General features: G+C 70.3%; 30 protein-coding genes. 20 read left to right on the forward strand and 10 right to left on the reverse strand.

The window, feature by feature from the left end; translation table 11 throughout:
- Position 1: 1 nt before the first annotated feature.
- The 7 genes from ACQPZF_RS40385 to ACQPZF_RS40415 form a co-directional block, all read right to left on the reverse strand.
- Positions 2 to 415, reverse strand: coding sequence for a hypothetical protein (locus ACQPZF_RS40385; RefSeq protein ID WP_433266263.1), 414 nt, complete (start codon positions 413 to 415; stop codon positions 2 to 4).
- A gap of 207 nt (positions 416 to 622) precedes the next feature.
- Positions 623 to 1,399, reverse strand: a complete 777-nt coding sequence (gene pstB, locus ACQPZF_RS40390) for a phosphate ABC transporter ATP-binding protein PstB (RefSeq protein ID WP_433266265.1) — start codon at positions 1,397 to 1,399, stop codon at positions 623 to 625.
- 10 nt (positions 1,400 to 1,409) lie between these two features.
- On the reverse strand, positions 1,410 to 2,324 hold the full coding sequence (gene pstA / locus ACQPZF_RS40395) for a phosphate ABC transporter permease PstA (protein WP_433266267.1): 915 nt from the start codon (positions 2,322 to 2,324) through the stop codon (positions 1,410 to 1,412).
- Entirely contained in the window at positions 2,321 to 3,379 is a 1,059-nt protein-coding gene (pstC, locus tag ACQPZF_RS40400; RefSeq protein ID WP_433266269.1) for a phosphate ABC transporter permease subunit PstC, read from the reverse strand. Before pstC ends, pstA begins: the two co-directional genes overlap by 4 nt.
- A gap of 34 nt (positions 3,380 to 3,413) precedes the next feature.
- Entirely contained in the window at positions 3,414 to 4,532 is a 1,119-nt protein-coding gene (gene pstS, locus ACQPZF_RS40405; protein ID WP_433266271.1) for a phosphate ABC transporter substrate-binding protein PstS, read from the reverse strand.
- A gap of 196 nt (positions 4,533 to 4,728) precedes the next feature.
- A complete protein-coding gene (gene mshD, locus ACQPZF_RS40410; protein ID WP_433266273.1) occupies positions 4,729 to 5,607 on the reverse strand; it encodes a mycothiol synthase in 879 nt (292 codons plus the stop codon).
- 35 nt (positions 5,608 to 5,642) lie between these two features.
- On the reverse strand, positions 5,643 to 6,389 hold the full coding sequence (locus ACQPZF_RS40415; RefSeq protein ID WP_433266275.1) for a winged helix-turn-helix transcriptional regulator: 747 nt from the start codon (positions 6,387 to 6,389) through the stop codon (positions 5,643 to 5,645).
- A 210-nt stretch (positions 6,390 to 6,599) separates the two neighbouring features.
- On the opposite strand from ACQPZF_RS40415, the gene ACQPZF_RS40420 reads away from it, so the two are divergent.
- The 11 genes from ACQPZF_RS40420 to ACQPZF_RS40470 all read left to right on the forward strand — a co-directional run bounded on the left by ACQPZF_RS40420 (position 6,600) and on the right by ACQPZF_RS40470 (position 15,545).
- Positions 6,600 to 7,301 carry an alpha/beta hydrolase family protein gene (locus ACQPZF_RS40420; protein ID WP_433266277.1) on the forward strand — a complete coding sequence of 234 codons (702 nt, stop codon included), beginning with the start codon at positions 6,600 to 6,602 and terminating at the stop codon, positions 7,299 to 7,301.
- A complete protein-coding gene (locus ACQPZF_RS40425) occupies positions 7,298 to 8,101 on the forward strand; it encodes an LmeA family phospholipid-binding protein (RefSeq protein WP_433266279.1) in 804 nt (267 codons plus the stop codon). The genes ACQPZF_RS40420 and ACQPZF_RS40425 overlap by 4 nt, the downstream gene beginning before the upstream one ends.
- 5 nt (positions 8,102 to 8,106) lie before the next feature.
- Positions 8,107 to 8,532 (forward strand): TlpA family protein disulfide reductase, encoded by a 426-nt coding sequence (locus ACQPZF_RS40430; RefSeq protein WP_433266281.1) that lies wholly within the window; start codon positions 8,107 to 8,109, stop codon positions 8,530 to 8,532.
- A gap of 66 nt (positions 8,533 to 8,598) precedes the next feature.
- Entirely contained in the window at positions 8,599 to 8,676 is a 78-nt protein-coding gene (locus ACQPZF_RS40435; protein ID WP_433274940.1) for a putative leader peptide, read from the forward strand.
- 105 nt (positions 8,677 to 8,781) lie between these two features.
- Positions 8,782 to 9,219 carry a DUF4395 domain-containing protein gene (locus tag ACQPZF_RS40440; RefSeq protein ID WP_433266283.1) on the forward strand — a complete coding sequence of 146 codons (438 nt, stop codon included), beginning with the start codon at positions 8,782 to 8,784 and terminating at the stop codon, positions 9,217 to 9,219.
- Positions 9,220 to 9,245: 26 nt separating this feature from the next.
- Entirely contained in the window at positions 9,246 to 10,091 is an 846-nt protein-coding gene (locus tag ACQPZF_RS40445; RefSeq protein WP_433266284.1) for a sulfurtransferase, read from the forward strand.
- Positions 10,092 to 10,391: a DUF1416 domain-containing protein gene (locus ACQPZF_RS40450; protein WP_433266286.1), complete on the forward strand. Its 300-nt coding sequence runs from the start codon at positions 10,092 to 10,094 to the stop codon at positions 10,389 to 10,391.
- 249 nt (positions 10,392 to 10,640) lie between these two features.
- The gene (locus ACQPZF_RS40455; protein ID WP_433266288.1) at positions 10,641 to 11,276 is read left to right on the forward strand and encodes an FABP family protein; all 636 of its coding nucleotides are present in this window, start codon (positions 10,641 to 10,643) and stop codon (positions 11,274 to 11,276) included.
- A 70-nt stretch (positions 11,277 to 11,346) separates the two neighbouring features.
- Complete coding sequence (gene pxpB, locus ACQPZF_RS40460) at positions 11,347 to 11,952, forward strand: 5-oxoprolinase subunit PxpB (RefSeq protein WP_433266290.1); 606 nt, start codon at positions 11,347 to 11,349, stop codon at positions 11,950 to 11,952.
- 83 nt (positions 11,953 to 12,035) lie between these two features.
- Positions 12,036 to 12,878, forward strand: coding sequence for a biotin-dependent carboxyltransferase family protein (locus tag ACQPZF_RS40465; RefSeq protein WP_433274942.1), 843 nt, complete (start codon positions 12,036 to 12,038; stop codon positions 12,876 to 12,878).
- Between the two features lie 114 nt (positions 12,879 to 12,992).
- Entirely contained in the window at positions 12,993 to 15,545 is a 2,553-nt protein-coding gene (locus tag ACQPZF_RS40470) for a glycosyl hydrolase family 18 protein (RefSeq protein WP_433266292.1), read from the forward strand.
- Positions 15,546 to 15,597: 52 nt separating this feature from the next.
- Here the strand turns inward: ACQPZF_RS40470 and ACQPZF_RS40475 are convergent, their stop codons facing one another.
- Positions 15,598 to 16,440, reverse strand: coding sequence for an aminodeoxychorismate lyase (locus ACQPZF_RS40475; protein ID WP_433266294.1), 843 nt, complete (start codon positions 16,438 to 16,440; stop codon positions 15,598 to 15,600).
- Between the two features lie 34 nt (positions 16,441 to 16,474).
- On the opposite strand from ACQPZF_RS40475, the gene ACQPZF_RS40480 reads away from it, so the two are divergent.
- From ACQPZF_RS40480 to ACQPZF_RS40500, 5 genes are all read left to right on the forward strand, one after another.
- Positions 16,475 to 16,906, forward strand: coding sequence for a Fur family transcriptional regulator (locus tag ACQPZF_RS40480; protein WP_433266295.1), 432 nt, complete (start codon positions 16,475 to 16,477; stop codon positions 16,904 to 16,906).
- Positions 16,906 to 17,997 carry a YgfZ/GcvT domain-containing protein gene (locus ACQPZF_RS40485; RefSeq protein WP_433266297.1) on the forward strand — a complete coding sequence of 364 codons (1,092 nt, stop codon included), beginning with the start codon at positions 16,906 to 16,908 and terminating at the stop codon, positions 17,995 to 17,997. Before ACQPZF_RS40480 ends, ACQPZF_RS40485 begins: the two co-directional genes overlap by 1 nt.
- A gap of 92 nt (positions 17,998 to 18,089) precedes the next feature.
- Complete coding sequence (locus ACQPZF_RS40490; protein WP_433266299.1) at positions 18,090 to 18,938, forward strand: 3-keto-5-aminohexanoate cleavage protein; 849 nt, start codon at positions 18,090 to 18,092, stop codon at positions 18,936 to 18,938.
- 60 nt (positions 18,939 to 18,998) lie between these two features.
- The gene (locus tag ACQPZF_RS40495; protein ID WP_433266301.1) at positions 18,999 to 19,580 is read left to right on the forward strand and encodes an RsiG family protein; all 582 of its coding nucleotides are present in this window, start codon (positions 18,999 to 19,001) and stop codon (positions 19,578 to 19,580) included.
- A gap of 316 nt (positions 19,581 to 19,896) precedes the next feature.
- Positions 19,897 to 21,066 (forward strand): MFS transporter, encoded by a 1,170-nt coding sequence (locus ACQPZF_RS40500; RefSeq protein WP_433266303.1) that lies wholly within the window; start codon positions 19,897 to 19,899, stop codon positions 21,064 to 21,066.
- 142 nt (positions 21,067 to 21,208) lie between these two features.
- Here ACQPZF_RS40500 and ACQPZF_RS40505 read toward each other — a convergent pair whose 3' ends face one another.
- Positions 21,209 to 22,090, reverse strand: coding sequence for a hypothetical protein (locus ACQPZF_RS40505; protein ID WP_433266304.1), 882 nt, complete (start codon positions 22,088 to 22,090; stop codon positions 21,209 to 21,211).
- 164 nt (positions 22,091 to 22,254) lie between these two features.
- Here ACQPZF_RS40505 and ACQPZF_RS40510 point away from each other — a divergent pair, with 164 nt between their 5' ends.
- Complete coding sequence (locus ACQPZF_RS40510) at positions 22,255 to 22,437, forward strand: DUF3073 domain-containing protein (protein ID WP_433266306.1); 183 nt, start codon at positions 22,255 to 22,257, stop codon at positions 22,435 to 22,437.
- Between the two features lie 69 nt (positions 22,438 to 22,506).
- Here the strand turns inward: ACQPZF_RS40510 and ACQPZF_RS40515 are convergent, their stop codons facing one another.
- Entirely contained in the window at positions 22,507 to 23,571 is a 1,065-nt protein-coding gene (locus ACQPZF_RS40515) for an NADH:flavin oxidoreductase/NADH oxidase (protein WP_433266308.1), read from the reverse strand.
- A gap of 346 nt (positions 23,572 to 23,917) precedes the next feature.
- Between ACQPZF_RS40515 and ACQPZF_RS40520 the strand changes: the two genes are divergently transcribed.
- The 3 genes from ACQPZF_RS40520 (at position 23,918) to ACQPZF_RS40530 (ending at position 25,931) form a co-directional block, all read left to right on the forward strand.
- On the forward strand, positions 23,918 to 24,604 hold the full coding sequence (locus ACQPZF_RS40520; RefSeq protein ID WP_433266310.1) for a Crp/Fnr family transcriptional regulator: 687 nt from the start codon (positions 23,918 to 23,920) through the stop codon (positions 24,602 to 24,604).
- Between the two features lie 114 nt (positions 24,605 to 24,718).
- Positions 24,719 to 25,516: a hypothetical protein gene (locus tag ACQPZF_RS40525; RefSeq protein WP_433266312.1), complete on the forward strand. Its 798-nt coding sequence runs from the start codon at positions 24,719 to 24,721 to the stop codon at positions 25,514 to 25,516.
- A gap of 19 nt (positions 25,517 to 25,535) precedes the next feature.
- Positions 25,536 to 25,931, forward strand: a complete 396-nt coding sequence (locus ACQPZF_RS40530; protein WP_433266314.1) for a hypothetical protein — start codon at positions 25,536 to 25,538, stop codon at positions 25,929 to 25,931.
- Positions 25,932 to 25,951 lie beyond the last annotated feature (20 nt).

The raw sequence follows: 25,951 nt of genomic DNA on the forward strand, positions 1-25,951 counted from the left end.
CTCAGTAACGCTTGAGGCCGTTGGCCGCCGCGTCGTCCACTTCGCGGTAATTGTCGATCGCCTTCTGGAGGGCTGCTTTCGCGTCAACCAGAGCAGCCCTCAACTGCTTGATCGCGGGCACGATGCCTGTGGTGCCACCGCCCCCGCTCGCGCTCTCCAGGTTGTAGCGGCTCATCGCCTCTGCATCGGGACTGGTTCCGAGCTTGGTCGGCTGCTGGAGCCTGTTCAGCTGCACGTCGATACTGTTCAGCTCGTACTCGGCGTCGTCGATGGCCTTGACGTAGGCCTCCGCACCGGACTTGCTGATCGCGAACTGGCCCGACTCCGCCGCCTGCTTGAGCCCCTGCATGTTAGCCGTCATGGCCTGCATGGACCGGGCGCTCCACGCGCCGCCACCACCGTCTGCTGCCAGCACCGCCACTCCCTGCGATCACGCGATTCCCACGATCACGGTACCGCGCACGTCAGAACCTGTCCCGACTATGACGATGCCGGAATCCCCCCGGTTCCGGACCAGACACGTAGCACCCGGTCGGGCTACACCAGGGGTTCACCGAAAGTGACGAGGGACACAGCAAAGGGGCCCTCCTACCACCGCAGGAAGGCCCCTTCGAGTGAAAGCTCAGCCGAACCGACCGGAGATGTAGTCCTCGGTCGCCTTCTGGCTGGGGTTGGAGAAGATCTTCTCCGTGTCGTCCACCTCGATCAGCCGACCGGGCTGGCCGACGCCGAGCAGGTTGAAGAACGCGGTCTGGTCGCTGACCCGCGCCGCCTGCTGCATGTTGTGGGTGACGATGACGATCGTGTATTCCTTCTTCAGCTCCGTGATCAGGTCCTCGATCGCCAGCGTGGAGATCGGGTCCAGCGCCGAGCACGGCTCGTCCATCAGCAGCACGTCGGGCTGCACGGCGATGGCCCGCGCGATGCACAGGCGCTGCTGCTGACCACCGGACAGCCCGCCGCCGGGGCGGTCGAGGCGGTCCTTCACCTCGTTCCACAGGTTCGCCCCGCGCAGTGACCGCTCGGCCACCTCGTCGAGCTTCTTGCGGTTCCGCTCGCCCGCCAGCTTGAGGCCCGCCACCACGTTGTCCCGGATGGACATCGTCGGGAACGGGTTGGGGCGCTGGAACACCATGCCGATGGTGCGCCGCACCTGCACCGGGTCCACCGTGGACGCGTAGATGTCCTCGCCGTCCAGCAGCACCTTGCCTTCCACCCGGGCGCCGGTGGCCACCTCGTGCATGCGGTTCAGCGACCGCAGCACGGTGGACTTCCCGCAACCGGACGGGCCGATGAACGCGGTCACGTTCTTCGGCGGCACGGCAAGCGAAACCCCGTCCACGGCGTGGAACTTGCCGTAGAACAGGTTGAGGTCCTTCACGTCGATGCGCTTGGCCATAACCGCCCGCTCACTTGGTCTTCGGGGCCAGCCACCGCGAGATCGCGGTCGCCAGCAGGTTGAACAGGGTGATGATCAGCACCAGGGTGATCGCGGCACCCCAGATCCGGTCGAAACCCGCCTGTGTCGGGTTGTTCCGCTCGGTCGCCATCAGCAGCGGCAGCGACGCCATCGGGCCGTCGAACAGGTTGTAGTTGATGAACGGCGCGTAGGCGGCGAGCACCAGCACGGGCGCCGTCTCGCCCATGACCCTGGCCAGGGCGAGCATCACGCCGGTCAGGATGCCGGACAGCGCGGTCGGGATGACGATCTTCACGATCGTCTTCCACTTCGGGATGCCCAGCGCGTAGGACGCCTCGCGCAGCTCGTCCGGCACGATCTTGAGCATTTCCTCGGTGGTCCGCACGATCACCGGCACCATCAGCAGCACCAGCGCCAGCGACACCGCGAACCCGCTGCGGCCGAAGCCGAACGTGGTGATCCACAGCGTGTAGACGAACAGCGCGGCCACGATGGACGGCACACCGGTCAGGATGTCGACCATGAACGTGGTGGCCTTCGACAGCCGCGACCGGCCGCCGTACTCGACCAGGTAGATCGCCACGAACAGGCCGATCGGCACCGAGATCAGACCGCACACCAGGCCTTGCGACAGCGTGCCGTAGATGGCGTGGTAGACACCGCCGCCCTCCTGCCGGGACAGCAGCCCGGACAGCGACTTCTGCCACCAGTCGCCGTCCAGCACGACCGGCAGGCCGCGCTGGATGACGGTCCACAGCACCCACACCAGCGGCACGATGGCGATCGCGAACGCCAGGTACATCAACGTGGTCGCGACGCCGTTCTTGAACTTGCGCGCGCCGCTGACGCTCTGGAACGTCGGCGGCGTCGCGAGGCGGTTCAGGTCCGCCGTCTCGGTCGTCATTCGTACTCCTTGTGACCGGCGACGATGGCCCGCGCGATGGCGTTGACCACGAAGGTCAGCACGAACAGCACCAGGCCGGCGGCGATGTACGCGCCCGCCGAGCGCGGGTCGTTGAACTCCGGCGCGGCCAGCGCGATCTTGGACGCGAAGGTCGCGCCGCCGTCGAACAGGCTCCAGCCGAACGCCTTGTTGGTGGCGCTGAGGATGATCATCAGGGCGATGGTCTCGCCGAGCGCGCGGCCGAGGCCGAGCATGGACGCGCTGACGTAGCCGGCCTTGCCGAACGGCAGGACGGTGGTCCGCACGACCTCCCACTTGGTCGCGCCGAGCGCGATCGCGCCTTCGATGTGGGTGGCCGGCGTGCGCTCGAAGACCTCGCGGCTGACCGCCGTGATGATCGGCAGGATCATCACCGCGAGCACGATGCCGGCGGTGAAGATGGTGCCGCCCAGCTCGATGCTGACGTTGCCCTTGGCGAACAGCGGGATGAAGCCCAGGGAGTCGATCAGCCACTCGCCTATCGGCGTCAGCACGGGCGCGAGCACCAGCAGGCCCCACAGGCCGTAGATGATCGACGGCACGGCGGACAGCAGGTCGATGACGTACGCGAACGGCCGGGCGAGCCGGCGCGGCGCGTACTGGGTGAGGAACAGGGCGATGCCCAGCGCGATCGGCATCGCGATGAGCAGGGCGAACGCGGACGACACCACGGTGACCAGGAGCAGGTCCAGGATGCCGTACCGCATGTTGTTGACGTCACCGGTGGACCACTCGCGGCTGGTCAGGAAGCTGACCTGGTCCAGCGCGAGCGACGGGATGGCCTGCAGCAACAGGAACAGGCCGATGGCCCCGATGAGGACCACGATGAAGACGCCCGAACCGGTCGCGAGGCCGCGGAAGATCCGGTCACCCGGCCGGACGTGGGGTGCTTGGTGTTCGGCTTCCGTGGTCGGGGGAATCGGAGCCTCCGAGTCGGGTCGAGCGGCCGGAACGCCCCCGCGGGCACCGGGTGTCCCGGTGCCCGCGGGGCGCTTGGCCACAGTGCGGTCGTTCATCGCTATGGCGGTGGCAGGGGGTGTGCCGGCCGGCTCAGGCGATCGCCTTGATGGCGGTCAGCAGCTTGTCCTGGAAGGTCTTGGGCAGCGGAGCGTAGCCCGCTGCCTCCAGGCCGCTCTGGCCGTCGGTCGCCGCCACGGTCAGGAACGCCTTGATGGCCTTCGCGGTGTCGGCGTCGTAGCCCTTCGAGCAGACGATCTCGTAGGTGGCCAGCAGCAGCGGGTACGCGCCCGCGGTGGTGCTGCCGTAGATCGAGTCGAGGTCCAGGACCAGGTCGTTGCCCTCGCCCTTGACCTTCGCGCCGTCGATGGCCTTGCCGACGGTCTCGCTGGTCAGCTCGACCGGGCCGGCGCCGTTGTCCAGCTTGGCCAGCGACAGCTTGTTCTCCTGCGCGAACGACAGCTCGACGTAGGTGATGGCGCCGTCCACGGAGCCGGTGGCCTGCGCGACGCCGGCGGACTTCTCCTTGCCCTCGCCGACACCACCCTTGAACTGCTTGCCGTCACCCTGGGTCCAGGAGCCCTTGGAGGCGATCTTCAGGTACTTCTGGAAGTTGTCCGTCGTGCCCGACTCGTCGGAGCGGTAGACGACCGTGATGTCCTTGTCCGGCAGGGTGGCGCTGGAGTTGAGCGCCTTGATGGCCGGGTCGTTCCACTTCTTGATGCCGCCGTTGAAGATCTTGGCGGTGACGTCGCCGTTGAGCACCAGGTCGTTGACGTCGCCGAGCTTGTAGCCGATGGCGACCGGGCCGAAGACCAGCGGGAGGTGCCACGCCGGGTTGGTCGCGCAGCGCTTGGCCGCCGCCTCGACCTCGCCCTTGTCCTTGGACAGCGCGGAGTCGGAGCCGCCGAAGTCGACCTGGCCGGCGTTGAAGTTCTTGACGCCCGTGCCGGAGCCCGAGGCGTTGTACGCGAGGTCGGCCCCCGGGCACTTCTGCTGGTACGCCTGGATGAACGTGTCGATCGCGTTCTTCTGCGCGGAGGAGCCCTCTGCGTTCAGCTTGGACTTGCCACCGCACTCGACGGCCACGCCGGACGCCGCGCCCGTCGTCGAACCGCCGGGCCCGGTGTTGTTGTCGCTGCCACATGCGGTGAGCAGAAGCGCACCGGCCGCGATCAGGCCGACGACGGCTCCGTGCTGCTTGGTCTTCACCTGGGGTCCTCCACCTGACGGAAGCGGAATTGACGCGACGATCCTCGCCGCTCGACACGGACGGTAGGCAGCGTTGGTGGACAAGCACCCAGGAGTAGATGAACGCGGGGTGAACTCCACACGGGAGGTGACCAGTCACACGGCCGTTAGGGTGGTCCCGTGACCTGCACGTATGCGTGACGTGATGGGTTTGTCACTACTTGGCGTATTGGACGTCCGAGTCCCACCGGGTGAAGCCCAACCGGTTGTACACGGCCAGCGCCGGAGCGTTGTCCGCTTCGACGTACAGCATCACTTCCCGCGACCCGGCCTTCCGCAGGTGCGCGAGCCCGGCCAGCGTCAGGGCCTTGCCCAAGCCGCCGCCCTGCGCGTCCGGGTCCACGCCCACCACGTACACCTCGCCGAGGTCCGGCGTGTGCGCCTTGGTCCAGTGGAAGCCCAGCAGCCGTTCCTGGCCGTCCACGGCCAGCAGGAAGCCGCTCGGGTCGAACCAGCGCTCGTGCTCCTTCTGCCGGACGTCCTCGATGCTCATCGCGCCCTGCTCGGGGTGCCAGGAGAACGCCTTGTGGTTGACGTACACGACGGCCGCTTCGTCCCGGCCGGGCACGAACGCGCGCAGCCGGACGCCGTCGGGCAGCTTCGGCTCGGGCAGCGTGTCGTCCAGCGGGCGGCGCAGGCGGAGCAGCTCGCGCACCTTGCGGTAGCCGAGCTTGGCGGCCAGCGCCTGCGCGCCGGGGTGCCCGCCGTGCGACCAGATCCGCAACGGCTCGGCGCGCTCGGCGGCGGCTTCGACCAGCGACGTGCCCACACCGCGGCGGCGGTGCCCGGGGTGGACGGCCAGCTCCGCGACCTTGTTCCGGTCGGCGTCGCCGAGCAGGTCCACGTGCAGGTAGCCGACGAGCGCGTCGTCCTCTCTGACCAGCAGGTGGTTGCTGCCCCGGGCGCCGGGGCGGAACCGCAGGATCACCTGTTCGCCCACGGGAGCGACGCCGTCCGCGCGCTCGGCGTCGCCGAGCAGGTCGATGACCTCTTCGGCCTGCTCGGGGGCCAGCTCCTCGAACCAAGTGGATTCCACGCCGATGAAACTACTCGGTGATCACCGCCGCCCGGTCAGACCCTGAACAGCTCCGCGTCGTCCACGGCCGTCCCCGCCTCGGTCTGGTGACCGGCGCTCCGGCTGCCCGGACGGGGCGGGCGGACGAACTTGTAGCCCACGTTGCGCACGGTGCCGATGAGGGACTCGTGCTCGGGGCCGAGCTTGGCGCGTAGGCGCCGCACGTGGACGTCCACCGTGCGGGTGCCGCCGAAGAAGTCGTAGCCCCAGACCTCCTGGAGCAACTGGGCGCGGGTGAACACCCGGCCGGCGTGCTGCGCCAGGTACTTCAGCAGCTCGAACTCCTTGTAGGTCAGGTCGAGCGGACGGCCGCGCAGCCGGGCCGTGTAGGTGGCCTCGTCGATGACCAGCTCGCCGAGCTGCAACGAGCCGTCGTTGCCGGGCTGGGCGGCGCCGCGCCGGGAGCGCACCAGGCGGAGCCGGGCGTCCACCTCGGCCGGGCCGGAGGTGGGCAGCAGGATCTCGTCCACGCTCCAGTCGCTGTTCACCGCGACCAGCCCGCCCTCGGTGACGACCGCCACCACGGGGGCGTCCACGCCGCTGGAGTCCAGCAGCCGGCACAGGCCGCGCGCGGCGGCCAGGTCGGTGCGGGCGTCCACCAGGACGATGTCGTGCGGGCCGGCCTCCAGCAGCGCGGAGACCTCCGGCCGCAGCGGGCGCACTTCGTGCGGGAGGAGCGACAGCGCGGGCAGCACCGCCTCGGGATCGGAGTCGGTGGTCAGCAGCAGCACGTCGATGCCCATCGCGGCGCCCTTCGTTCGGCCGGTGTCCGGTCACCGGACCAGGCAGCGCGAAGTACGGTGACCGGGCCCCGTTGCCTGCGGATGACGGAGACGATACCGGTGCGCACCACGAAAGACCCAGGTCAGCAGGACAGGGTCACAGTTGTTTCCCCAGGCGTCACGCCTGTTACCTCCGTGTCACACGACGCCGTCCGCCTGCACGGAGTGCACGTGCGGCCGACACGGTCGGTGACGGACCTGGCGTTCGTCGTGGGGCACGGCTTCACCAACCACGTCCGCAAGCCGTTCGTGGCGCGGGTGCTGGACCGCTTCGCCAGGCACGGCGGGGTGGTCGCGCTGGACTTCCGGGGGCACGGCCGGTCGCAGGGCCGCTCGTCGGTCGGCTCCGCCGAGATCCACGACCTGGCCGCGGGGGTTTCGCTGGCCCGCGGTCTCGGGTACCGACGCGTCGTGACCGTCGGGTTCTCCATGGGCGCCTCCATCGCGTTGCGGCACGCCGCGCTGCACGAGGAGCGGCCGGACGCGGTCGCGGCGGTCAGCAGCCCGTCCCGCTGGTGGGTGCGCGAGACGGTGGCCATGCGCCGGGTGCACTGGCTGCTGGAGCAGCCGCACGGCCGGCTCGCCGCCCGCGCGCTGGGCGTTAGGCTGGGCCCGCCGTGGCGGACCGTGCCGGAGAGCCCGTTGGAGGTGGTGCACCGCATCACCCCCACCCCGCTGCTGATCGTGCACGGCGAGGCCGACCGCTACTTCGGCCCGGCGCACGCCCGCGCGTTGCACCGTGCGGCGGGCGGGGACGCCGAGCTGTGGCTGGAACCGCGGATCGGCCATGCGGAGTCCGCGATGACGCCGGCTCTGGTAGACCGGATCGCGACCTGGCTCGACCACCAGTCTTCGAGTAAAGGACGGCGATGACCTCCGCCCCGACCACCCGCCGCCCGACCAGGGGCCGCAAGCTGATCATCGCCGGACTGGTGGTGGTCGGCCTGCTGGTCGCGGCCGACTTCGCGCTCGCGGCGGTGGGTGAGTACCAGGTCGCGCAGAAGATGCGGGACAAGTTCCGGCTGTCCGACGATCCCCAGGTCCGGATCAACGGGTTCCCGTTCATCACCCAGGCGATGTCCGGCGACTACCGGGACATCCAGATCACGGCGACCGGCGTGCCGGTGCGCGACTCGCTGCGCGACCTGGAGATCCAGGCGAACCTCCGGCACACCCGCATCGGGCTGTCCGACCTGTTGGCGGGCAACACCCGCGACGCCCGGATCGACCAGGTCACCGGCAGCGTCAAGATCAAGGCGAACGACCTGAACCGGCTGGTCAACCAGGTCACGCCGTTCAGCGACATGAGGGTCGAGCCGGACACCCGGCCGGCCGCGACGCCGACCCCCGCGCCCGTGCAGCCGGACCCCACCAAGGCGGCCGTGAAGCTCAGCGGCACCACCACGGTGGCGAGCCGCGAGATCAAGATCACCGCGTACGGCACGGTCGCGCTGGTCGGCGGCCAGGTGGCGGTGGCGGTGACCGACGTGGAGCTGGACGAGCAGCCGCTGACCGGCCTGCTGGAGGTGCTGGGCGTGGTGAAGCAGGCGTTGAGCGTGACCATCGACCCGGGCGCGCTGCCCTTCACGGTGACGCCGACGGCGGTCCGGGTGGAGAGCGGGGCGCTGACCGTCGAGGGCACCATCAACGACATCCCGCTCGAACAGGGCTGAGACCGATGACCGGGATGTGGGCGCTGCTGGGATCGGTCCTGGTCGTGGCGGTCATCGGGGTGGTGTTGCGGGTGCGGAACGGCCGGGTCCGCGCCCGTCCGGTGCGCCGGGAGCTGCCGGAGCCGGTGCGCGAACTGCTCGACCCGCCCGTTCCCGTGACGCTCGTGCAGATCTCCACGACGTTCTGCGCGCCCTGCCGGCGCGCCGGCGTGGTGCTGTCCGGTCTCGCCGAGAACACCGAGGGGCTTCGGCATGTCGAACTCGACGTGACCGACCGGCCGGAGGTGGCTGCCGGACTGGGCGTGTTGCGCACTCCGACGACGCTTGCCTTGGACGCCACGGGAACCGAGCTGCTGCGCGTCGGCGGCGTGCCGGAACAGGACACGCTTCTTGCGGCTTTGCGCCCATACCTGCCTCGACTGAACGGGTGAACCTGGGAACTCCCACGTTGTGGACGCCACTCCCGACAGAAGGGACGACCGGCTACCCTCGTCGCCATGAACAAGCTGCTGACCAAGCGACTCGCGGTCGACCTCTGCCGCGTCCGCAGCAGCCTGTGTCGCGTGGCGAGCTGACCGGGCGGTTTCCCGGCGGCCGGACGCCCTTGACGGGCGCGCACGGCCGGCCCTACACCGCCTGAAGACGGACTGCCCAGTCATGTCACCGTCAGGAGGTCGCCCGTGCCGAGAGATGCCCCCGTAGACCCACGCGGTCCGCGCTTCAGCGCCTGGATCACCACCGCCATCCTCGCGGTCGTGCTGCTGACCGGGTCGTGGCGGCTGCTCGCGGCGCAGACCGTGCTGTTCGGCCTGTGCGCGTTCATCTCGCTCAAGCTCAACCCGTGGGGCCACGTCTACCGGTTCGCCGTCCAGCCGAGGATCAAGCGCACGTCCGAGCGTGAAGAGGCCGCCCCGCTGCGGTTCGCGCAAGGCGTCGGGTTCGTCTTCGCCCTGGTCGGGACCATCGGGTACGCCACCGGTCTCACCGCGCTCGGAGTGGTCGCCACGTCCGCCGCGCTGGTCGCCGCGCTGCTCAACGCCGCGCTCGGCCTGTGCCTGGGCTGCGAGATGTACCTGCTCCTGCGCCGCTTCGCCCCACCCCTCGCCCGCCCGCAGTAGTCACTCCCAGAAACAGGAGCAGCTCGATGAGCCGTGAAGACGTCCTGGTCTCGGCCGCTTGGTCCGAGGAGAACCTCGACACGCCCGGTGTGGTGTTCGTGGAGGTCGACGAGGACACCACCGCCTACGACGGGGGCCACCTCCCCGGCGCGGTGAAGGTCGACTGGAAGAACGAGCTCCAGGACCCGGTCCGCCGCGACTTCGTGGACCGCGCGGGCTTCGAGAAGCTCCTGTCCGCCAAGGGCATCTCCAACGACGACACCGTCGTCCTGTACGGCGGCAACAACAACTGGTTCGCCGCCTACGCCTACTGGTACTTCAAGCTGTACGGCCACGACGCGGTCAAGCTGCTCGACGGCGGGCGCAAGAAGTGGGAGCTGGACGGTCGTCCGCTGGACAAGGAGCCGGTGTCCCGTCCCGCGACCGACTACAAGGCGCAGGAGCAGAACCTCGCGATCCGCGCGTTCCGCGACGAGGTCGTCGAGGCGATCGGCAACAAGAACCTGGTCGACGTGCGCTCGCCCGACGAGTTCTCCGGCAAGCTGCTCGCGCCCGCGCACCTGCCGCAGGAGCAGGCGCAGCGCGCCGGCCACATCCCGTCCGCGATCAACGTGCCGTGGAGCAAGGCGGCCAACGAGGACGGCACGTTCAAGTCCGACGCGGAGCTGGCCGAGATCTACGGCGAGGCGGGCTTCGACGGCTCCCGCAAGACGATCGCGTACTGCCGGATCGGCGAGCGCTCTTCGCACACCTGGTTCGCGCTGCACGAGCTGCTCGGGCACGAGGACGTGAAGAACTACGACGGTTCCTGGACCGAGTACGGCTCGCTGGTCGGCGTGCCGGTCGAGCTCGGCACTGGCAAGGAGGACTGAATGAGCGACGGTTGCGGCGCGCCCGTGCAGGGTGTCGACATCGAGGTGGGCGCGGGCGAGGTCGTGCTGACCGGCAAGGTCAGCGCGGCCGACGGCCCGGTGGGCGGGGCGTACGTGCGGCTGCTCGACTCGTCCGGCGAGTTCACCGCCGAGGTCGTGTCCTCGCCGGAGGGCGACTTCCGCTTCTACGCCGCGCCCGGCACGTGGACGATCCGGGCACTGCACCGGTCGGGCAACGGCCAGGCGTCGGTGTCGGCCGAAGGCCCCGGCGTGCACCCCGTCTCGGTAGCGGTGGCCTGATCCTCGTCAATCGATGAGGAGTGCACGGGCCTGACCCGGCGCTACCTCGTGCGGAACCCCGGCGGCACTGGACGCCGGGGTTCCGCTTCGTTCCCGGCGGGTGTCGTTGGCCACCGTGCTCCGGTCCGGTCGGGGGCGATAAGGTTTGCGGGTGGAACACTTCTTCACCGGACTCCTGGTTCTCGTGTCGCTGCTGATCACCTGGTTCGCCGGGTACGTCGTGTACCGGCTGTACTCCGACCAGCGCTGATGACCGAGAGCAACCCCGTACCGGGCAGCGGTGACGCGGCCGTGCAGGCCGCCGCCTCCCGCGCCCAGGTGACCGGCGCCCGCAACCTGCCGCAGTTCGACGACCTGCCGGTCCCGGCGGACACGGCGAACCTGCGGGAAGGCCCGTCCCTGCACGACGCGTGCCTGGCCCTGCTGCCGCTGATCGGCGTGTGGCGCGGTGAGGGCGAGGTCGTGTACCCGACGATCGAGGGCCCGTACCGGTTCGGCCAGCAGGTCACGTTCGCCCACGACGGCCGCCCGTTCCTCTGCTACGAGGCCCGGTCCTGGCTGCTGGACGCGGACGGCAACGTGATCCGCCAGGCGGCCCGGGAGACCGGGTTCTGGCGCCCGCTGCCGGACGACACGATCGAAGTGCTGCTCACGCACAACACCGGGATCGTGGAGCTGTACTACGGCAAGCCGCGCACCCAGACGTCGTGGGAGCTGGGCACCGACGCGGTGGTCCGCACGGCGACCGCCAAGGAGGTCACCGGGGCGCAGCGGCTGTACGGCATCGTCAACAACGGCGACCTGGCGTACGTGGAGGAACGCGCCATGGTCGGCCAACCCCTCCAGCCGCACACCTCGGCCCACCTCAAGCGCGTCGTCGGCTGACCAGCCGCTTGTTGGAAAGTTCCCCGATCGGATTGTTCAACAATCCTCGCCGAGGACCTACCCTGTAGTCATGCGACTGCGGCGTTGCGGCACCGACGCGGTGCTGGTCGAGGTGGACTCGCTCGGCGAGGTGGAAGCCGTGCGCGCCGCCGTGCAGGCGGCGGCCCTGCCCGAGGTCGTGGAGCTGGTGCCGGCCGCCCGCACGGTCCTGATCGCGGCGCGCCCCGGCGGACTGCCCGCCGTGCGGCGGGTCCTGGACACCGTCGACCTGACGCACCGCGTCGAGGCGTTCTCGCGGGAAATCACCATCGAGGTGACGTACGACGGGCCGGACCTGGAGTTGGTCGCCGAGACAGCGGGTATCACCACGGACGAGGTGATCCGGTTGCACACGGCGGCGACGTACTCGGTGGCGTTCTGCGGCTTCGCGCCGGGCTTCGCCTACCTGGCCGGACTGCCCGGAGCGCTCCACCAGCCCCGGCTCGACTCGCCCCGCACCAAGGTCCCGGCGGGCTCGGTGGGCGTGGCCGGCGAGTACACCGCCGCCTACCCGAGGTCCACCCCCGGCGGCTGGCGGCTGATCGGCCACACCGACGCCGCTCTGTTCGACCCCGAACGCGAGGCCCCGGCGCTGCTGTCGCCCGGTGACCGCGTCCGCTTCGAGGCCGCCCCGTGACAGGCGCGACGATCACGACCGGCGAGGTGCCGGTCCGGACCCCGGAAACCCGCCCGGCACGAGCCGTCGCCAGGTCCCTCACCATCCTGCGCACCGGCCCCCAAGCCCTGGTCCAGGACTTGGGCCGGCCCGGCAACGCGCACCTCGGCGTGCCCCCGTCCGGCGCGCTCGACCAGCCGTCGCTGCGCCTGGCCAACCGCCTCGCGGGCAACCCGGAGACGGCCGCCGGCCTGGAGGTCCTGCTGGGCGGCCTCGCCCTCCGCGCCAACGCCTCCTGCACCGTCGCCGTCACCGGCCCGTCCGCGCCCGTGCGGGTCAACGGCCGGCTCCGCGACTCGCCCTGCCACCTGCGTCCGGGCGACGAACTCGCGATCGGCGCCCCGCGGCACGGCCTGCGCTGCTACCTCGCCGTCTCCGGCGGCATCGCCGTCCCGCCCGAGCTGGGCAGCCGCGCCACCGACCTGCTCTCCGGCCTCGGCCCCGCCCCGCTCCGGCCCGGCGACGAACTGCCGCTCGGCGTCCCGGCGGGCATCCCGACCGGCGTGGACGTCCTGCCGCCCGTGCACGTCCCGGACGAGCTGGCGGTGCCCGTCCACCTCGGTCCCCGGGACGAGTGGTTCGACGATCCGGCGGTCCGGCTGGCCGAGGGCCGCTGGACCGTGTCCGACCGGAGCAACCGCGTCGGCGTGCGGCTGCACGGCGCCGCCCTCGACCGCACGGCCTCCTGCCGTGGCCGCGAGCTGCCGAGCGAAGGCCTGGTCACGGGCGCGGTCCAGGTCCCGGCGGACGGCCAGCCGGTGGTGTTCCTCGCCGACCACCCGACCACGGGCGGCTACCCGGTGATCGGCGTGGTCCCGCCGGCGGCGCTCCCGCTCCTCGCCCAGGCCCGCCCCGGAACCCGGCTGCGGTTCCGGCCACAGGGCTGAACGGACGCAATTGGTCTAGACCCATTGTCATTCGCCGCACGACAACCTACGTTCAGACCAGACCAGGCCGCCGTGATTCTCGACTGTCCCTGTCAATCGAGAGGCACAACCGAAATGCGCCGACTAGCCATCGCGCTGGTGGCACTAGCCGCCACCGCCGCCCTAGCCGTACCGGCAACCGCCGCCACCGGCCTGACCGCGACGTTCAGCAGAACCGGCACCACGGGCAAGTTCGTGGTCGCCAACCCGACGACGGCCGCCATCACCGGCTGGTCGATCAAATTCGACGTGCCCGCCGGCGTGACGGTCAGTGGCGTGCAGAACGCGACCACCACCCAGAACGGCACGAAGGTCACCCTCACCCCGGCCTACTACATCAACACCCTCCAGGCGGGCCGCAACACCGACCCGTTCAGCCCGACGTTCACCCTCAGCTCGGCGGTCGACCCGACCACCTGCACCGTCAACGGCGCGAACTGCGACGGCAGCGGCCCACCGCCGCCACCGCCCGCGCCGGTCACGGCCGACTTCAGCCTGGCCGGCACCACGGCCAAGTTCGTCGTCGCGAACAACACCGACGCCACGCTGGCCGACTGGGCGATCACGTTCACGCTGCCCTCCGGCGTCACGGCGAGCAACGCGCAGCACGGCGCCGTCAGCCAGTCCGGCACGACGGTCACGCTGACGCCGGTGCACTACAACAAGTCCGTGGGCGCACGCCGGACCACCGAGCCCTACAGTCCGACGTTCACCCTGAGCCGCGCGGTGGAACCGGTGACCTGCCGGGTCAACAACTCCAACTGCGACGGCACGCCGGACGTCCCGCCGACCGCGCCGGGCGACCTGCGCTCGCCGGTGAAGACGACCAAGTCCGTCTCGCTGGAGTGGAACGCCTCCACCGCCGGCTCGCTGCCGATCGCGGGCTACGAGGTGTTCAACGGCACGTCCCTGTTCAGCACGGTCACCGGCACGAGCGCCACGGTCACCGGCCTCACCCCGAACACCGCGTACTCGTTCACGGTGAAGGCCAAGGACACCAAGGGAACCGTGTCCGCGGTGAGCAACACGCTCAGCGTCACCACGAACAACCCGGCCGACGACACCCAGCCGCCGAGCACGCCGGGCAACCTGCGCTCCACCGGCAAGGACGCGGGCAGCGTGACGCTCGTGTGGGACGCGTCCAGCGACAACAACAAGGTCGCGAACTACGACGTCTACCAGGGCGCCACGGTCCGCGCGACGGTCACCGGGACCACCGCGAAGGTCGACGGCCTGTCGCCGTCCACCGAGTACACGTTCTCGGTGAAGGCACGGGACATCTACGACAACGTGTCCGGCGCGAGCAACTCCGTCAAGGTGACCACCGCGGACATCGTCGGCGGGTACGCGAAGGTCGGCTACTTCGTCCAGTGGGGCATCTACGGCCGCCAGTTCTTCGTGAAGAACCTGGACACCAACGGCGCCGCCGCGAAGCTGACGCACATCAACTACGCGTTCGGCAACATCGACCCGGTCAACCTGACGTGCCTGCACGGCGTCACGAAGGGCACCTCGCCCAACCCGCAGGACCCCAACCAGGGTGACGGCGCCGGTGACGCGGAAGCCGACTACAGCAGGCCGTTCAGCGCGGGCCAGTCCGTGGACGGCGTGGCCGACACCGGCTGGGAGCCGCTGCGCGGCAACTACAACCAGCTCAAGAAGCTCAAGGCCAAGCACCCGCACCTGAAGATCCTCATCTCGCTGGGCGGCTGGACGTACTCGAAGTACTTCTCGGACGTCGCGGCCACGGACGCGGCGCGCAAGAAGTTCGTCGCGTCCTGCATCGACATCTACCTCAAGGGCAACCTGCCGACGTACAACGCGGCGGGCGGTCCGGGCACGGCGGCGGGCATCTTCGACGGCGTCGACCTCGACTGGGAGTGGCCGGGCGCGGAAGGCCACGCCGGCAACCACATCGGCCCGAACGACAAGCGGAACAACACCCTCCTGATCGAGGAGTTCCGCAAGCAGATGGACGAGCTGACCAAGACCACCGGCCGGCGCTACCAGCTCACCGCGTTCACCCCCGCCGACCGCGCCAAGATCGAGGCCGGCTGGGAGCTGGGCGAGGTGGCGAAGTCCATGGACATCTTCAACGTCCAGGGCTACGACTTCCACGGCTCGGGCAGCGACAACTCGTGGGAGCCCAACCGCACCGGCCACCAGGGCAACCTGTACAAGGACGCGGACGACCCGTACTCGTTCCACTTCAGCGTCGAGGACACGGTCAACGCCTACCTCGAAGCGGGCGTGAGCCCACGCAAGATCACCGTCGGACTGGCGTTCTACGGACGTGGCTGGCAGGGCGTCCAGGACGGCGGGAAGAAGGGCGAGTGGCAGTCCGCGACCGGCGCCGCACCGGGCCAGTTCGCGGAGGAAGCCGGCACTCGCGGGTACTCGAACCTGATGGCCAGCGTGCCGAACTGCACGGTTTACCACGACGAAGCCGCGGTGGCGACGTCCTGCTTCACCGGCAACGGCGGGCAGTGGTGGACGTTCGACGACGTGTGGGCGATCCAGAAGAAGACCGCGTGGATGAAGCAGCGCGGTCTGCTGGGCGCGATGATCTGGGAAATGTCCGGTGACACCGGATTGCTGATGAACGCGGTCGACACCGGCCTGCGGTAAGGCGAACGCGTGGTCCCCGGCGGATCCGTCCGCCGGGGACCACGCTTCGGCCCTAGTACTCCGATTCGTACAGATCCACGAGTTTTCCGTGCAATTCCCTGGAATCCGGCAAAGTTTTGCCGTCCAGCGTGTGCACGCGGGTGATTTTGCGGACGCTGGACACCAGGAACACGCCGTCGGCCCCGTACAGGTCGTCCACCGCGATCGGTTGCACCGCCACCGTCCAGCCTTCCCGCGAGGCGGCCCGGAACAGCGCGGCCTGCGTCGTGCCGGGCAGGATGCCCAGGGTCGCGGGCGGCGTGGTCAGCGTCCTGCCGCGCACCATGATCAGCGTGGACGTCGGGCCCTCCAGCACCGAGCCGGACGAGGTGGTGAACACGACCTCGGCCGCGCCGCGCCGCTCGGCTTCCCGCAGGCCCGCCATGTTGACCGCGTACGACAGCGACTTGGCGCCCAGCAGCAGCCACGGCGCTCGCTCGGCGAGACCCGGCTCGATGCCCCGCTCCAGGGTGACCGCCGCGAGGCCCTCGGCGCGCTGGCCGACCACCTTCGCCGGGATGTCCATGCCCAGCGCGAACCCGGTCGGCGTGCCGTCACCGCCCTCGACGCCGCGCGTGTAGACCAGCTTGAGGGCGATCTCCCGGCCACCGGTCCAGTTGTCCAGGACCAGGCTCACCGCCCGCTCGAACGCGGCGCGATCCGGTTCCGGCAGGTCCAGCAGGGCCGCCGAGCGGGCCAGCCGGTCCAGGTGCGGGTCCAGTTCGCGGGGCTTGCCGTCCACGACGAGGACCGTCTCGAAGATGCCGTCGCCGCGCATGAGGCCGAGATCGTCGACGCGGATCAGCGGGGCGTCCGGATCGGCCAGGGTTCCATCCAGTAGAGCTAGCACGCGCATGGGGTGAGACTACTCACGGCCTACCATCGGTCTCGTGGACACCGCGAGCGGCCCGAAGGCCCTGCGCAAGACCCTGCACGACCGAGGCATGCGGATGACGCCCCAGCGCCAGCTCGTGCTGGACGCGGTGCGCGCGCTCGGGCACGCGACGCCGGAGCAGATCTGCCAGCGAGTGCAGGTCACGGCCCCGACCGTGAACATCACGACCATCTACCGGACGCTCGACCTGCTGGACCGGCTCGGCATGGTCCGGCACACCCACCTGGGTCACGGCGCGCCGAACTACTCGGTGGACGAACACGAGCACGTGCACCTGGTGTGCCACCGGTGCGGCCACATCGACGAGGTGCCGTGCGAAACGCTCTCGCCGCTGGCCGGAACACTGGGGGCGGACTACGGGTTCGAACTTGATGCAAGCCACCTCGCGCTGTCCGGCACCTGCCGCGACTGCTTGAAGGAGAACTAGTGACCTCACCGCTGCTGGCCGTGCCCGGAGCTGTCGCGCCGTTCGAGGGCGCCGTCGACCAGGGAGTGCCCTGGCACTTCGGCGACCCGTTCGCGGAGCAACGGTCGGCGGCGCGGTCGGTCGCGGTGTTCGACCGGTCGCACCGGGCCGTCCTGGCGGTGTCCGGCCCCGACCGGCTGACCTGGCTGCACTCGCTGACCAGCCAGCACTTCGAGGCGTTGGGCGAGGACCGGGGCAGCGAGGCGCTGATCCTGGACGTGCAGGGGCGGGTGGAGCACCACGCCGTGGTGGCGAACACCGGCGGCACGGTCTACCTGGACACCGAGGCCGCCACCGCCGGGGCGCTGCTCGCGTACCTGACCAGGATGGTGTTCTGGTCGAAGGTCGAGCCGCGGGACGCGACGTCCGAGTTCGCGGTGCTCAGCGTGGTCGGCCCGGAGATCGCCGGGCTGTTCGACAAGGTGGGCGTCAGCCTGCCGGACGTCCTGGGCGTCACGGCGCTGCCCGGCGGCGGGTTCGCCCGGCGGATGCCGTGGCCCGGCCACGACGCGGCCGACCTGGTCGTGCCGCGCGGCTCGGTCCCCGAGTGGTGGCGGAAGCTGACCGACGGCGGCGCGCGACCGGCCGGGAGCTGGGCGTTCGAGGCGCTGCGGGTCGAGGCGCTGCGGCCCCGGCTGGGCGTGGACACCGACGAGAAGACCATCCCGCACGAGGTGAACTGGGTCGGCTCGGCCGTCCACCTGGACAAGGGCTGCTACCGGGGCCAGGAGACCGTGTCGAAGGTGCACAACGTCGGCCGCCCGCCCCGGCGGATGCTGCTGCTGCACCTGGACGGATCCCGCGAGGTCCAGCCGGAGACCGGCGACCCGGTGCTGGCCGGGGACCGCGTGGTGGGTCGCGTCGGGTCCGTGGCGCTGCACCACGAGCTGGGGACGATCGCGTTGGCGCTGGTCAAGCGGTCCGTGCCGGTGGAGGCCGAGCTGCTGGTCGGCGCCGAGGGCCGGGTCGTGCAGGCGTCCGTGGACCCCGACTCCGTGCCGCCGGACACCCCCGGTCTGGGTCGGCAGGCCGCCCGCAACCTGGGGCGGTAGCGCCCGACCGGGTGAAACACCGCCCTTGTCCGAAAGGCGAAGCCGGCCGAGAGAGACGCCGGGCCGGACGGATTCTGTGCCAGGATCACGACATGTCCCGACCCGGTTCCCACGGCACGCTGCTCACCGTCGCCCCCACCGGGGCCGAGCACGCCAAGGCCGACGTGCCGCAGCTTCCGGTCACCCTCGACGAGCTGGTCGCGACCGCCGAATCGTGCGAGCAGGTGGGCGCGGCGATGGTCCACGTCCACATCCGGGGCGAGGACGCCGAGCCGACGCTGGACCTGGGGCGGCTCAAGGACACCGTGCAGGCGTTGCGCGAACGGACGAACCTGGTCGTGCAGTTGTCCACGGGCGGCGCGGTGACCGACCCGGAGGCGGACCGGCTGCGCGTACTCGACGCTCTGCCCGACTCGGCGTCCTGCACGATGGGGACGGTGAACTTCGGCGAGGACGTCTTCCTGAACCGGTGGGAGTTCGTCGTCGCACTGCACAAGACGATGCAGGAACGCGGGATCGTGCCCGAGTACGAGATCTTCGACCTCGGCCAGCTCGCCTCGCTGCACCGGCTGCTGGACAAGCACGGCCCGCCCGCGGGTGGGAAGGTGCACGTCGACTTGGTGATGGGCGTGCCCGGCGGGATGCCGGGTGACGCGGAGACCCTGATCGCGGCGTTGCGGCTGCTGCCGGACGGCGCGTCGTTCTCGGCGACCGGGATCGGCCGCACGTCGCTGCCGGTGATGCTGGCGGCGTTGAGCGCCGGCGGGCACCTGCGGGTCGGGATGGAGGACACCGTCACATACGCCAAAGGGCAGCCGGTCCGCGACAACGCCCAGTTGGTGGCCCGTGCGGCGGGGCTGGCGAAGATCGCCCAACGGCCGCCGCTGTCCCCCGCCGAGGCGCGGGAACTGCTCGGCGTGCGCAGTCCGGTACAGGTTTGAGACAACTTTGGAAGCAGGTTTGTGTTGGCGGGTGGACAGGAACTGCCTCAGGATGAGTACGTGATCGAGGTGCGTCCTGGCGGACGCCGCCGTATCGACCGGGTGCTCGCCCCCGACTACACGGAGGGGGTCGAGCGGCTCCCGCTCGCCGAGGTGCGAGCGTTGCGCGACGAAGCAGCGCAGGAGGAGACCGACCTGTCGTACCTGCGGCGGCTGCTGCACGCGCGGATCGACATCGTGCGGGCCGAGCAGGCGCGGCGCACCGACGGCGGTTCGGCGGTGGTCGACCAGCTCGCGACGATCCTGGCGTCGAACGCGGTGGGCCCGGCTACCGGACTCGGCCGCTACCAGACGCAGGAGCCGTCGCGGGCGGAGGCGCATCGGCGGCACGTCGAGGCGTTGGTGTCGGATGTCGACTTGTCGGACGTGAGTTCGCTGTCGGACGACAAGCTGGATCTGGCGCTGCGGACGTTCGTCAACGAGGAGGCTTCGGTCTCCGGGCGGCGGCGTGAGGTGCAGGTCGTGGTGGACCGGCTGAACGCCGAGATCGCGGGCCGGTACCAGAGCGGCAGCGCGTCGGTGGACGAGTTGCTGGCGGCGGAACGCGGCTGGCCCACGAACCCCGGTCGCAGCAAGGCCTGACTCCGAGGTCAGGACCTCCTCGGGCCGCACCGGGGACCGACCACTCCGCGCACCGCCCACTCCGCGTGCCGACCACACCCCGACCACGCATCGCCCGCACGGCGCACCGACCGCACGGCGCGTACCAGGCCCCACTTCCGCTCGACTCTCCATGATCACCCGATCGTGACCTTGCCGTTATTCGAACCCATGTTCGATAATTGAGGAGCAACGAACGGGCAGCGCAGGGCGAGCCGAGAGGAGGTGATCAGCCCTGGATGTTCCAAGACCTGGGATGACCCTCCCAAATCCTGAGCGGTCGCCTTAGCGTGCAGCCATGGGGTACCGCTGGGTGGTTCTGGCCGTGGGCGCGCTGGCACAAGGCACGAACGCGGCGGTGTTCCTCGGACTCCCGGCGATCACCCCTCAATTGCGCGAGTACTTCGACCTGACACTGCCCCAGGTCGGGCTGCTGCTGGGAGCCGTCAACCTGGGCACGATGCTCACCCTCGTCCTGTGGGGCGTGGCCGCCGACCGGCGGGGCGAACGCCTGGTCATGACCATCGGCGGAGTAGGTGCGGCAGCGTGCCTGGGCCTGGCGGCCCTCGACGGGCCGGTGGTGGCGGGCCTGGCACTGGTCGGCGTGGGTCTGTTCGGGGCCAGCGTCAACGCGGCGAGCGGCCGAGCCGTGATGACGTGGTTCCCGGCGGACCGGCGAGGCCTGGCCATGGGCATCCGCCAGACCGCGACCCCACTGGGCGCAGCACTGACGGCCGCGGTGCTGCCCTTGGTGGCGGTCACGGCAGGCGTGCCGACGGCCTTCCTGGCGTTGGCGGGCTGCACGGCCTTCGTGGCGGCAGCGGTAGCGCTCCTGGTGCGGGAACCACCGGGCGCGCTGCGAGCCGGCCACCGCCACGGCGTCATCCTGACGGACCGCAACCTGATCCGCCTCAGCACGGCTAGCGGGCTACTGGTGGTACCCCAGTTCACCGCTGCCGCGCTGATGGTGGAACTCCTCCACGACCACCGCGGCGTGGCGGTGGGCCTCGCGGCGGGCCTGTTCGGGGCCTCCCAGGTGCTGGGCGGCCTGGGCAGGTTGGGCGTGGGCATCTGGTCGGACCGGGTCCGCGACCGCGTAGGCCCGCTGAAGACGCTGAGCGTGGTCATCGCGGCAGGCTTCGTCGTGTGCGCGGCGCTGGACCAAGCACCGGTCTGGCTCCTGGCGACGGTCCTGATCCCCACCGCGGCCGTGGCCCTGTGCTGGAACGGCCTGGCGGTCACCGCAGCCGCCGAACTCGCCCCGGAGGGCAGCAGCGGCACGGCACTGGGCATGCAGAACAGCGCGAACTACCTCAGCGCCACCATCACGCCAGCCCTCGCGGCCTGGGTGGCGGTCACCCTGGGCTGGCCCGCCGCCCTACTCCTGGCAGCAGCCGCCGCCACAGCCGCCCGCGTCCTCCTGATCCCCGCCTTCACACCGGCCCACCTGGCACCCAAGCCGGCCTGAACCTTGAACCCCTGAATCTCCCGGCACCCGCGCCAAGCCGCACCCGCCGCCGCAGCGAGCGTCAGCCCCAGCGAGCGTCATCTGCGGCCAACGTCAGCCGTAGCCAACGTCCGCCGTAGCGAGCGCCAGCCGTGGGCGAGCGTCAGCCGTGGCGTTCGCGGCGGGCCAGTTCGCCCCAGAACTCGCGGAGGCGTTCGTACCGGAGGGCGACCTCCTCGGCGTCCCCGGCCTCCAGCGCGTCCACGATGGCGTTGACGTCCTGCGCGGACGTGTCCTCCAGCAGGTCCTTGTCCTCGATTAGCTGCACGAGGCCGCCGTAGTCCAGTTCCACCGCCGAGTCGGGCGCGAAGTGGTCCAGCCACCGGGCGGTGTCGGTGAGGACCTTCGCCGGGCCCTCGTCGCCCAAGGACCGCGACACGACCTTCCGCGCCCTGGCCACCCGCTGCCGCGCGTCCGCCATCGACGCCCGCCACGACACCTGCCGCTCGGGGTCGTCGCGCGGTGCGAGGACGATGCGTCGCGCGTCCGGGTCCACCAGGGCGAACCAGGGCAGCGGCACGGTCCAGGTGGTCGAGATGACGTGCACCGCACCGCCCATCAGCTCCGCCATCACGGCCGTCGCCCGTGCCCGGATGGTCTCGGGGGACACGGACAGCGCCGCGTCCTGCAGCGGGCCGCTGGAGGTCGCCAGGAAACCCACCAGGGCCGCCGCCGACCGCGCCCGCAGATCCAGGGGGCACACGAGCGGGCCGGGGCCGACGTCGCCGGGGACCTCGGCCGGGCTGATGGTCATCACGTCGATCGGCGTGTCGTGTGCGACACGCCCGTCCGATCGTTCGCCGGGGAGCAGGCGGCGAGGGCGGGCGAGTTGTGATCGGAGCCACAGCTCCCGCTCGCGGGCACTGGCGTCCGCTCGGCTCAGAGGCCCTGCTTCCAGGGCTTTTCGGGCTTGGTCCGCCAACGGTGCGTCAAGAGCCGACAGCGGTTCGTACACCCTGAGGTAGGCGACGAACGGTCGAGGCACCCGCGCATCCTCCCACGCGGAGAATTGGCGGCACGTGTCACGCCTACCGCGTCGCGAGGAACCCCTTCGACACGGTACGGTAGTTACCAGGAACTAGTTGTCGAGACGAGTGGGGCCGCCGTTCCCCCGGCGCCGCCCCCGTCCCTGTGCGAGGGGGTCGAGCCATGGGGCGCGGCCGAGCTAAGGCCAAGCAGACGAAGGTGGCGAGGGAGCTGAAGTACAGCTCTCACAACACCGACTTTGACGCCTTGCAACGCGAGCTGTCCGGCGATTCCGACGGCCCACGCCGTAGCGATGAACGCTACGACGAGCCGTCGGACGACGAGTACGACGACTACCGTCGCTGACGCGTCCATACCCGCTGAGAAGGTTGGGCTGCCGGTTCCGCACCGGCAGCCCAACCTTTGACGCGGGCCCTAGAACGCCCTGGCGTACTGCTTCGGCGGAGTCACCTGCGCCCCGAGCTGCCTGGCCGCGTGCCGAGGCCAGTACGGGTCACGCAGGAGTTCCCGCGCGAGCAGCACCAGGTCGGCCGATCCGTCGGCGACGATCTGCTCGGCCTGCCGGGCCTCGGTGATCATGCCGACGGTCCCGACGGGCACGTCGGCCTTCCGTCGCACGGTCTCGGCGTACGGCACCTGGTAGCCCGGTCCGACCGGGATGTCCGCCTTGGGCACGTTGCCGCCGGTCGACACGTCGATCAGGTCCGCGCCCACGGCCGCCAGGTCGCGCGCGAGCACGACGCTGTCCTCGACCGTCCAACCGCCGTCGACCCAGTCGGTGGCGGAGATGCGCACGAGCACCGGCACGTCCTCACCCACCGCCGCGCGGACGGCGGCGACGACCTCGCGCACGATCCGGGTCCGGTTCTCCAGCGAGCCGCCGTAGCCGTCGGTCCTGCGGTTGCTCAGCGGCGACAGGAACTCGTGCAGCAGGTAGCCGTGCGCCGCGTGCACCTCGACGACCTCGAAACCGGCGGCGACGGCCCGGCGGGCGGCGGCGGCGAAGTCCACGACGACCTGCCGGATGCCCGCTTCGTCCAGTTCGGCCGGTACCCGGTACGTCTCGTTGAACGGGACGGCGCTGGGCGCGACCGGGGTCCAGCCGCCTTCTTCGTCGGGCACGCCGCCGTGCCGGGGCGCGAACGGCGCGTATGTGGACCCCTTGCGGCCGGCGTGGCCGAGCTGCACGCCGGGCACGGCGCCGTGCGCCCTGACGAACCGGGTGATGGGTCGCCACGCTTCGATGTGGGCGTCGTCCCACAGCCCGGTGTCGTCCGGTGAGATCCGGCCGACCGCCTGCACGGCGGTCGCCTCCGACAGCACCAGCCCGGCGCCACCCACCGCACGCGAGCCGAGGTGCACGAGGTGCCATTCGTCGGGGAAGCCGTCACGAGCGGAGTACTGGCACATCGGACTGACGGCGATCCGGTTCGGGAGAGTGACCGAACGGAGGGTCAGCGGTCTGAACAGCGCACTCACATGCGTCTCCTCGGGTGGTTCCGGCACGACAACGGGTCCTTCGGGCCCGTCAACAGGTCCAAGGTCCCGGATCGGACAGGTTGTTCCCCACGTGACGCCCGTCCCACCGCACAGGAGCAGGACAATTCCATTCGATTCGGTATTGCGCGTGCATTAGCACGTGATCTTGAATAGGGGTCGATACGCAAAACGCGCTACCAGACAGGGTCAGTTACGCCCATTCGGGTGTACTGTCCGCAGCACGTTCGGGGAGACCATCACTTGCCGCCCGACGCAGGTCGGCTCGAATTGAGTTCCCGCCGGTCACGACAGTAACAGGATCCACATGCTGCCCATGCCGACCACGATGACACCGGATCCAGGGTGGCCCAGCAACAGCCTGCTGGGTCGCCTCCGCGACAACACCCGACAAGAACTGCTGAACATCGGCACGGTCGTGCGCTACACGGCCGACCGGGAGGTCATCGAGCAGGACGCGAAGGACACTCACGTCCTCTTGCTGCTCGACGGCGTGGTGAAGGTGCAGACCACCGACGAGACGGGCGACACCGCCCTGCTCGCGATCCGCGTAGCGGGCGACCTGGTGGGCGAGATGGCGGCGCTGGACCAGAAGCCGCGCTCGGCCACCGTCGTGACGTGTGGCGACGTGGTGGCGAAGCTGATCACCAGCGGAGAGCTGATGAGCTTCCTGCACCGCCGCAACGACGTGTTCGTGGAATTGATCGGGATGATCAACGACCGGCTGCGCTGGGCCAACCAGCGCCGTCGCGACTTCCTGTCCCACCCCGCCGCCGAACGGGTGGCCCGAGTGCTCGCCGAATTGGTGCAGACCTATGGCCGGGAGGAGCCGGCCGGCTGGACGCTGGGAATTCCGCTGACCAAGGTCGAGCTGGCTTCCATCGCCGGCATGAAGCCCAGGACGGCGGAGAAGGCGTTCAGCGATCTGCGGAAAGCGGGGGTGGTCGTCAGCCACCTGCGCAGGGACGTGCTCGTGCCCGATCTCGACAACTTGCGGAAATTCGCGGGAATCTGAGGGTGAGTCCGCAGTTTTGCGGTATTCGCTCCGGTGCGGTACTCCACAGTGACCTTGCACTCCAGGTGTCCCCACCCGGCCACGCAACCGCACCACGTCGAGAGGCCCGAGTCCATGAGTCCTGCCACCTTCCGGCGCAGTCTGCTGGTCTGCTGCGACCTGAGGCGCTACGGCGCGGCTGACGACCAACTCCAGCGCGAACTCCAGGAACTGCTGGTCCGCTGCCTGGACAGGGCGGGAAAGGCGGCCGGTCTGGACCGGTCGACGTGGCACCGCCAAGCCAAGGGCGACGAGGAGTGGGCCGTCCTGCCACCGGACACGCGGGAACCCGTCGTCGTCGACGCCTACGTCCGCGCGCTCAACGCGGAACTGTCGGCGGCGAACCGCTACCGCGTGCCGGAGGCCCGTGCCCGCATGCGGCTCGCGATCCACCACGGCGCGGTGGTGGACGGCGCGAACGGTTTCCCCGGCCAGGATTCCGTGTTGGTCTCACGATTGCTCAACAGCAAACCGGCGCATATCGCCCTGGAGGATTTCCCGGACGCGGACCTGGTGGTGATGCTGTCCGAAATCGTGTATTCCACGCTGGTGCTGGCCGGTCTCACCACGCTGCGGCCCACCGACTTCCGGCGGGTCGAGGTGGTGGAGAAGACGTTCCACGGCCACGGCTGGATGTGGATCCCGAACGGCGACGTGCACGCGTTGAACCTGACCGGTCCGCCGGCCGTGCCACCGGTGCCGGCCGTGCACCAGCACGCCGAGGCCAGCGGCGGCTCCACGGTGATCCAGGCGGGCCGCGACGCGCACGTGCCGACCTCGCAGCACGCCAACATGATCCAGAACTTCGCACGCAACGACCAGCGCGGCTCGCACTTCGGCCCGACCTACCGCAAGGGCGGAGAAGCCGATTGAGTCCATGAGAGGACCCGAGGTGCGCGAGGATCCGCTCCGCATGCTGGCCGGCGCCGTCGCGAGCGCGCTGGCCAAGGCGGTGGACACCAACCTGTGGGCGGATCTGCGGACCGGGGTGGCGGCGGTGCTCGCGCCGACGTTGTTCGACGTGGTCAGCGCCCGGCTGGAGGAAGCGCGCATTCGAGTCGTGACTGCGCCGCCGATACGGCTGGAGCAGGCGCGGGCCGAGTTCACCACGGAGTGGCGCGGCTCGATCCACACCATGCTCTGGCAGCACCCGGAGGCGGCCACGTCGCTGCGCGAGGTGCTGAACGCGGTGAGCCCGGACTTACCGCGGGTGGCGGGCGAGGACTGCTTCGTGCACCACGCCGTGGCCCACGTCTACCAGGCCGGCCGGGACATCACGTTGCGATGATCCCGCCCGGCCTCGCCCGC

It is taken from the genome of Actinosynnema sp. CS-041913 (assembly GCF_050942485.1).
GTDB lineage: Bacteria > Actinomycetota > Actinomycetes > Mycobacteriales > Pseudonocardiaceae > Actinosynnema.

What these genes read in the sequence shown, in the direction of transcription:
- ACQPZF_RS40450 (WP_433266286.1), top strand. Translation starts at nt 10,092, where the DNA reads ATGAGCGACGGTTGCGGCGCGCCCGTGCAGGGTGTCGACATCGAGGTG.
- pstC (WP_433266269.1), bottom strand. Translation starts at nt 3,379, where the DNA reads ATGAACGACCGCACTGTGGCCAAGCGCCCCGCGGGCACCGGGACACCC.
- ACQPZF_RS40430 (WP_433266281.1), top strand. Translation starts at nt 8,107, where the DNA reads ATGACCGGGATGTGGGCGCTGCTGGGATCGGTCCTGGTCGTGGCGGTC.
- ACQPZF_RS40475 (WP_433266294.1), bottom strand. Translation starts at nt 16,440, where the DNA reads ATGCGCGTGCTAGCTCTACTGGATGGAACCCTGGCCGATCCGGACGCC.
- ACQPZF_RS40490 (WP_433266299.1), top strand. Translation starts at nt 18,090, where the DNA reads ATGTCCCGACCCGGTTCCCACGGCACGCTGCTCACCGTCGCCCCCACC.
- ACQPZF_RS40445 (WP_433266284.1), top strand. Translation starts at nt 9,246, where the DNA reads ATGAGCCGTGAAGACGTCCTGGTCTCGGCCGCTTGGTCCGAGGAGAAC.
- ACQPZF_RS40520 (WP_433266310.1), top strand. Translation starts at nt 23,918, where the DNA reads ATGACACCGGATCCAGGGTGGCCCAGCAACAGCCTGCTGGGTCGCCTC.
- pstA (WP_433266267.1), bottom strand. Translation starts at nt 2,324, where the DNA reads ATGACGACCGAGACGGCGGACCTGAACCGCCTCGCGACGCCGCCGACG.
- ACQPZF_RS40500 (WP_433266303.1), top strand. Translation starts at nt 19,897, where the DNA reads ATGGGGTACCGCTGGGTGGTTCTGGCCGTGGGCGCGCTGGCACAAGGC.
- ACQPZF_RS40470 (WP_433266292.1), top strand. Translation starts at nt 12,993, where the DNA reads ATGCGCCGACTAGCCATCGCGCTGGTGGCACTAGCCGCCACCGCCGCC.
- ACQPZF_RS40510 (WP_433266306.1), top strand. Translation starts at nt 22,255, where the DNA reads ATGGGGCGCGGCCGAGCTAAGGCCAAGCAGACGAAGGTGGCGAGGGAG.
- ACQPZF_RS40455 (WP_433266288.1), top strand. Translation starts at nt 10,641, where the DNA reads ATGACCGAGAGCAACCCCGTACCGGGCAGCGGTGACGCGGCCGTGCAG.
- ACQPZF_RS40435 (WP_433274940.1), top strand. Translation starts at nt 8,599, where the DNA reads ATGAACAAGCTGCTGACCAAGCGACTCGCGGTCGACCTCTGCCGCGTC.
- ACQPZF_RS40415 (WP_433266275.1), bottom strand. Translation starts at nt 6,389, where the DNA reads ATGGGCATCGACGTGCTGCTGCTGACCACCGACTCCGATCCCGAGGCG.
- ACQPZF_RS40425 (WP_433266279.1), top strand. Translation starts at nt 7,298, where the DNA reads ATGACCTCCGCCCCGACCACCCGCCGCCCGACCAGGGGCCGCAAGCTG.
- ACQPZF_RS40525 (WP_433266312.1), top strand. Translation starts at nt 24,719, where the DNA reads ATGAGTCCTGCCACCTTCCGGCGCAGTCTGCTGGTCTGCTGCGACCTG.
- pxpB (WP_433266290.1), top strand. Translation starts at nt 11,347, where the DNA reads ATGCGACTGCGGCGTTGCGGCACCGACGCGGTGCTGGTCGAGGTGGAC.
- pstB (WP_433266265.1), bottom strand. Translation starts at nt 1,399, where the DNA reads ATGGCCAAGCGCATCGACGTGAAGGACCTCAACCTGTTCTACGGCAAG.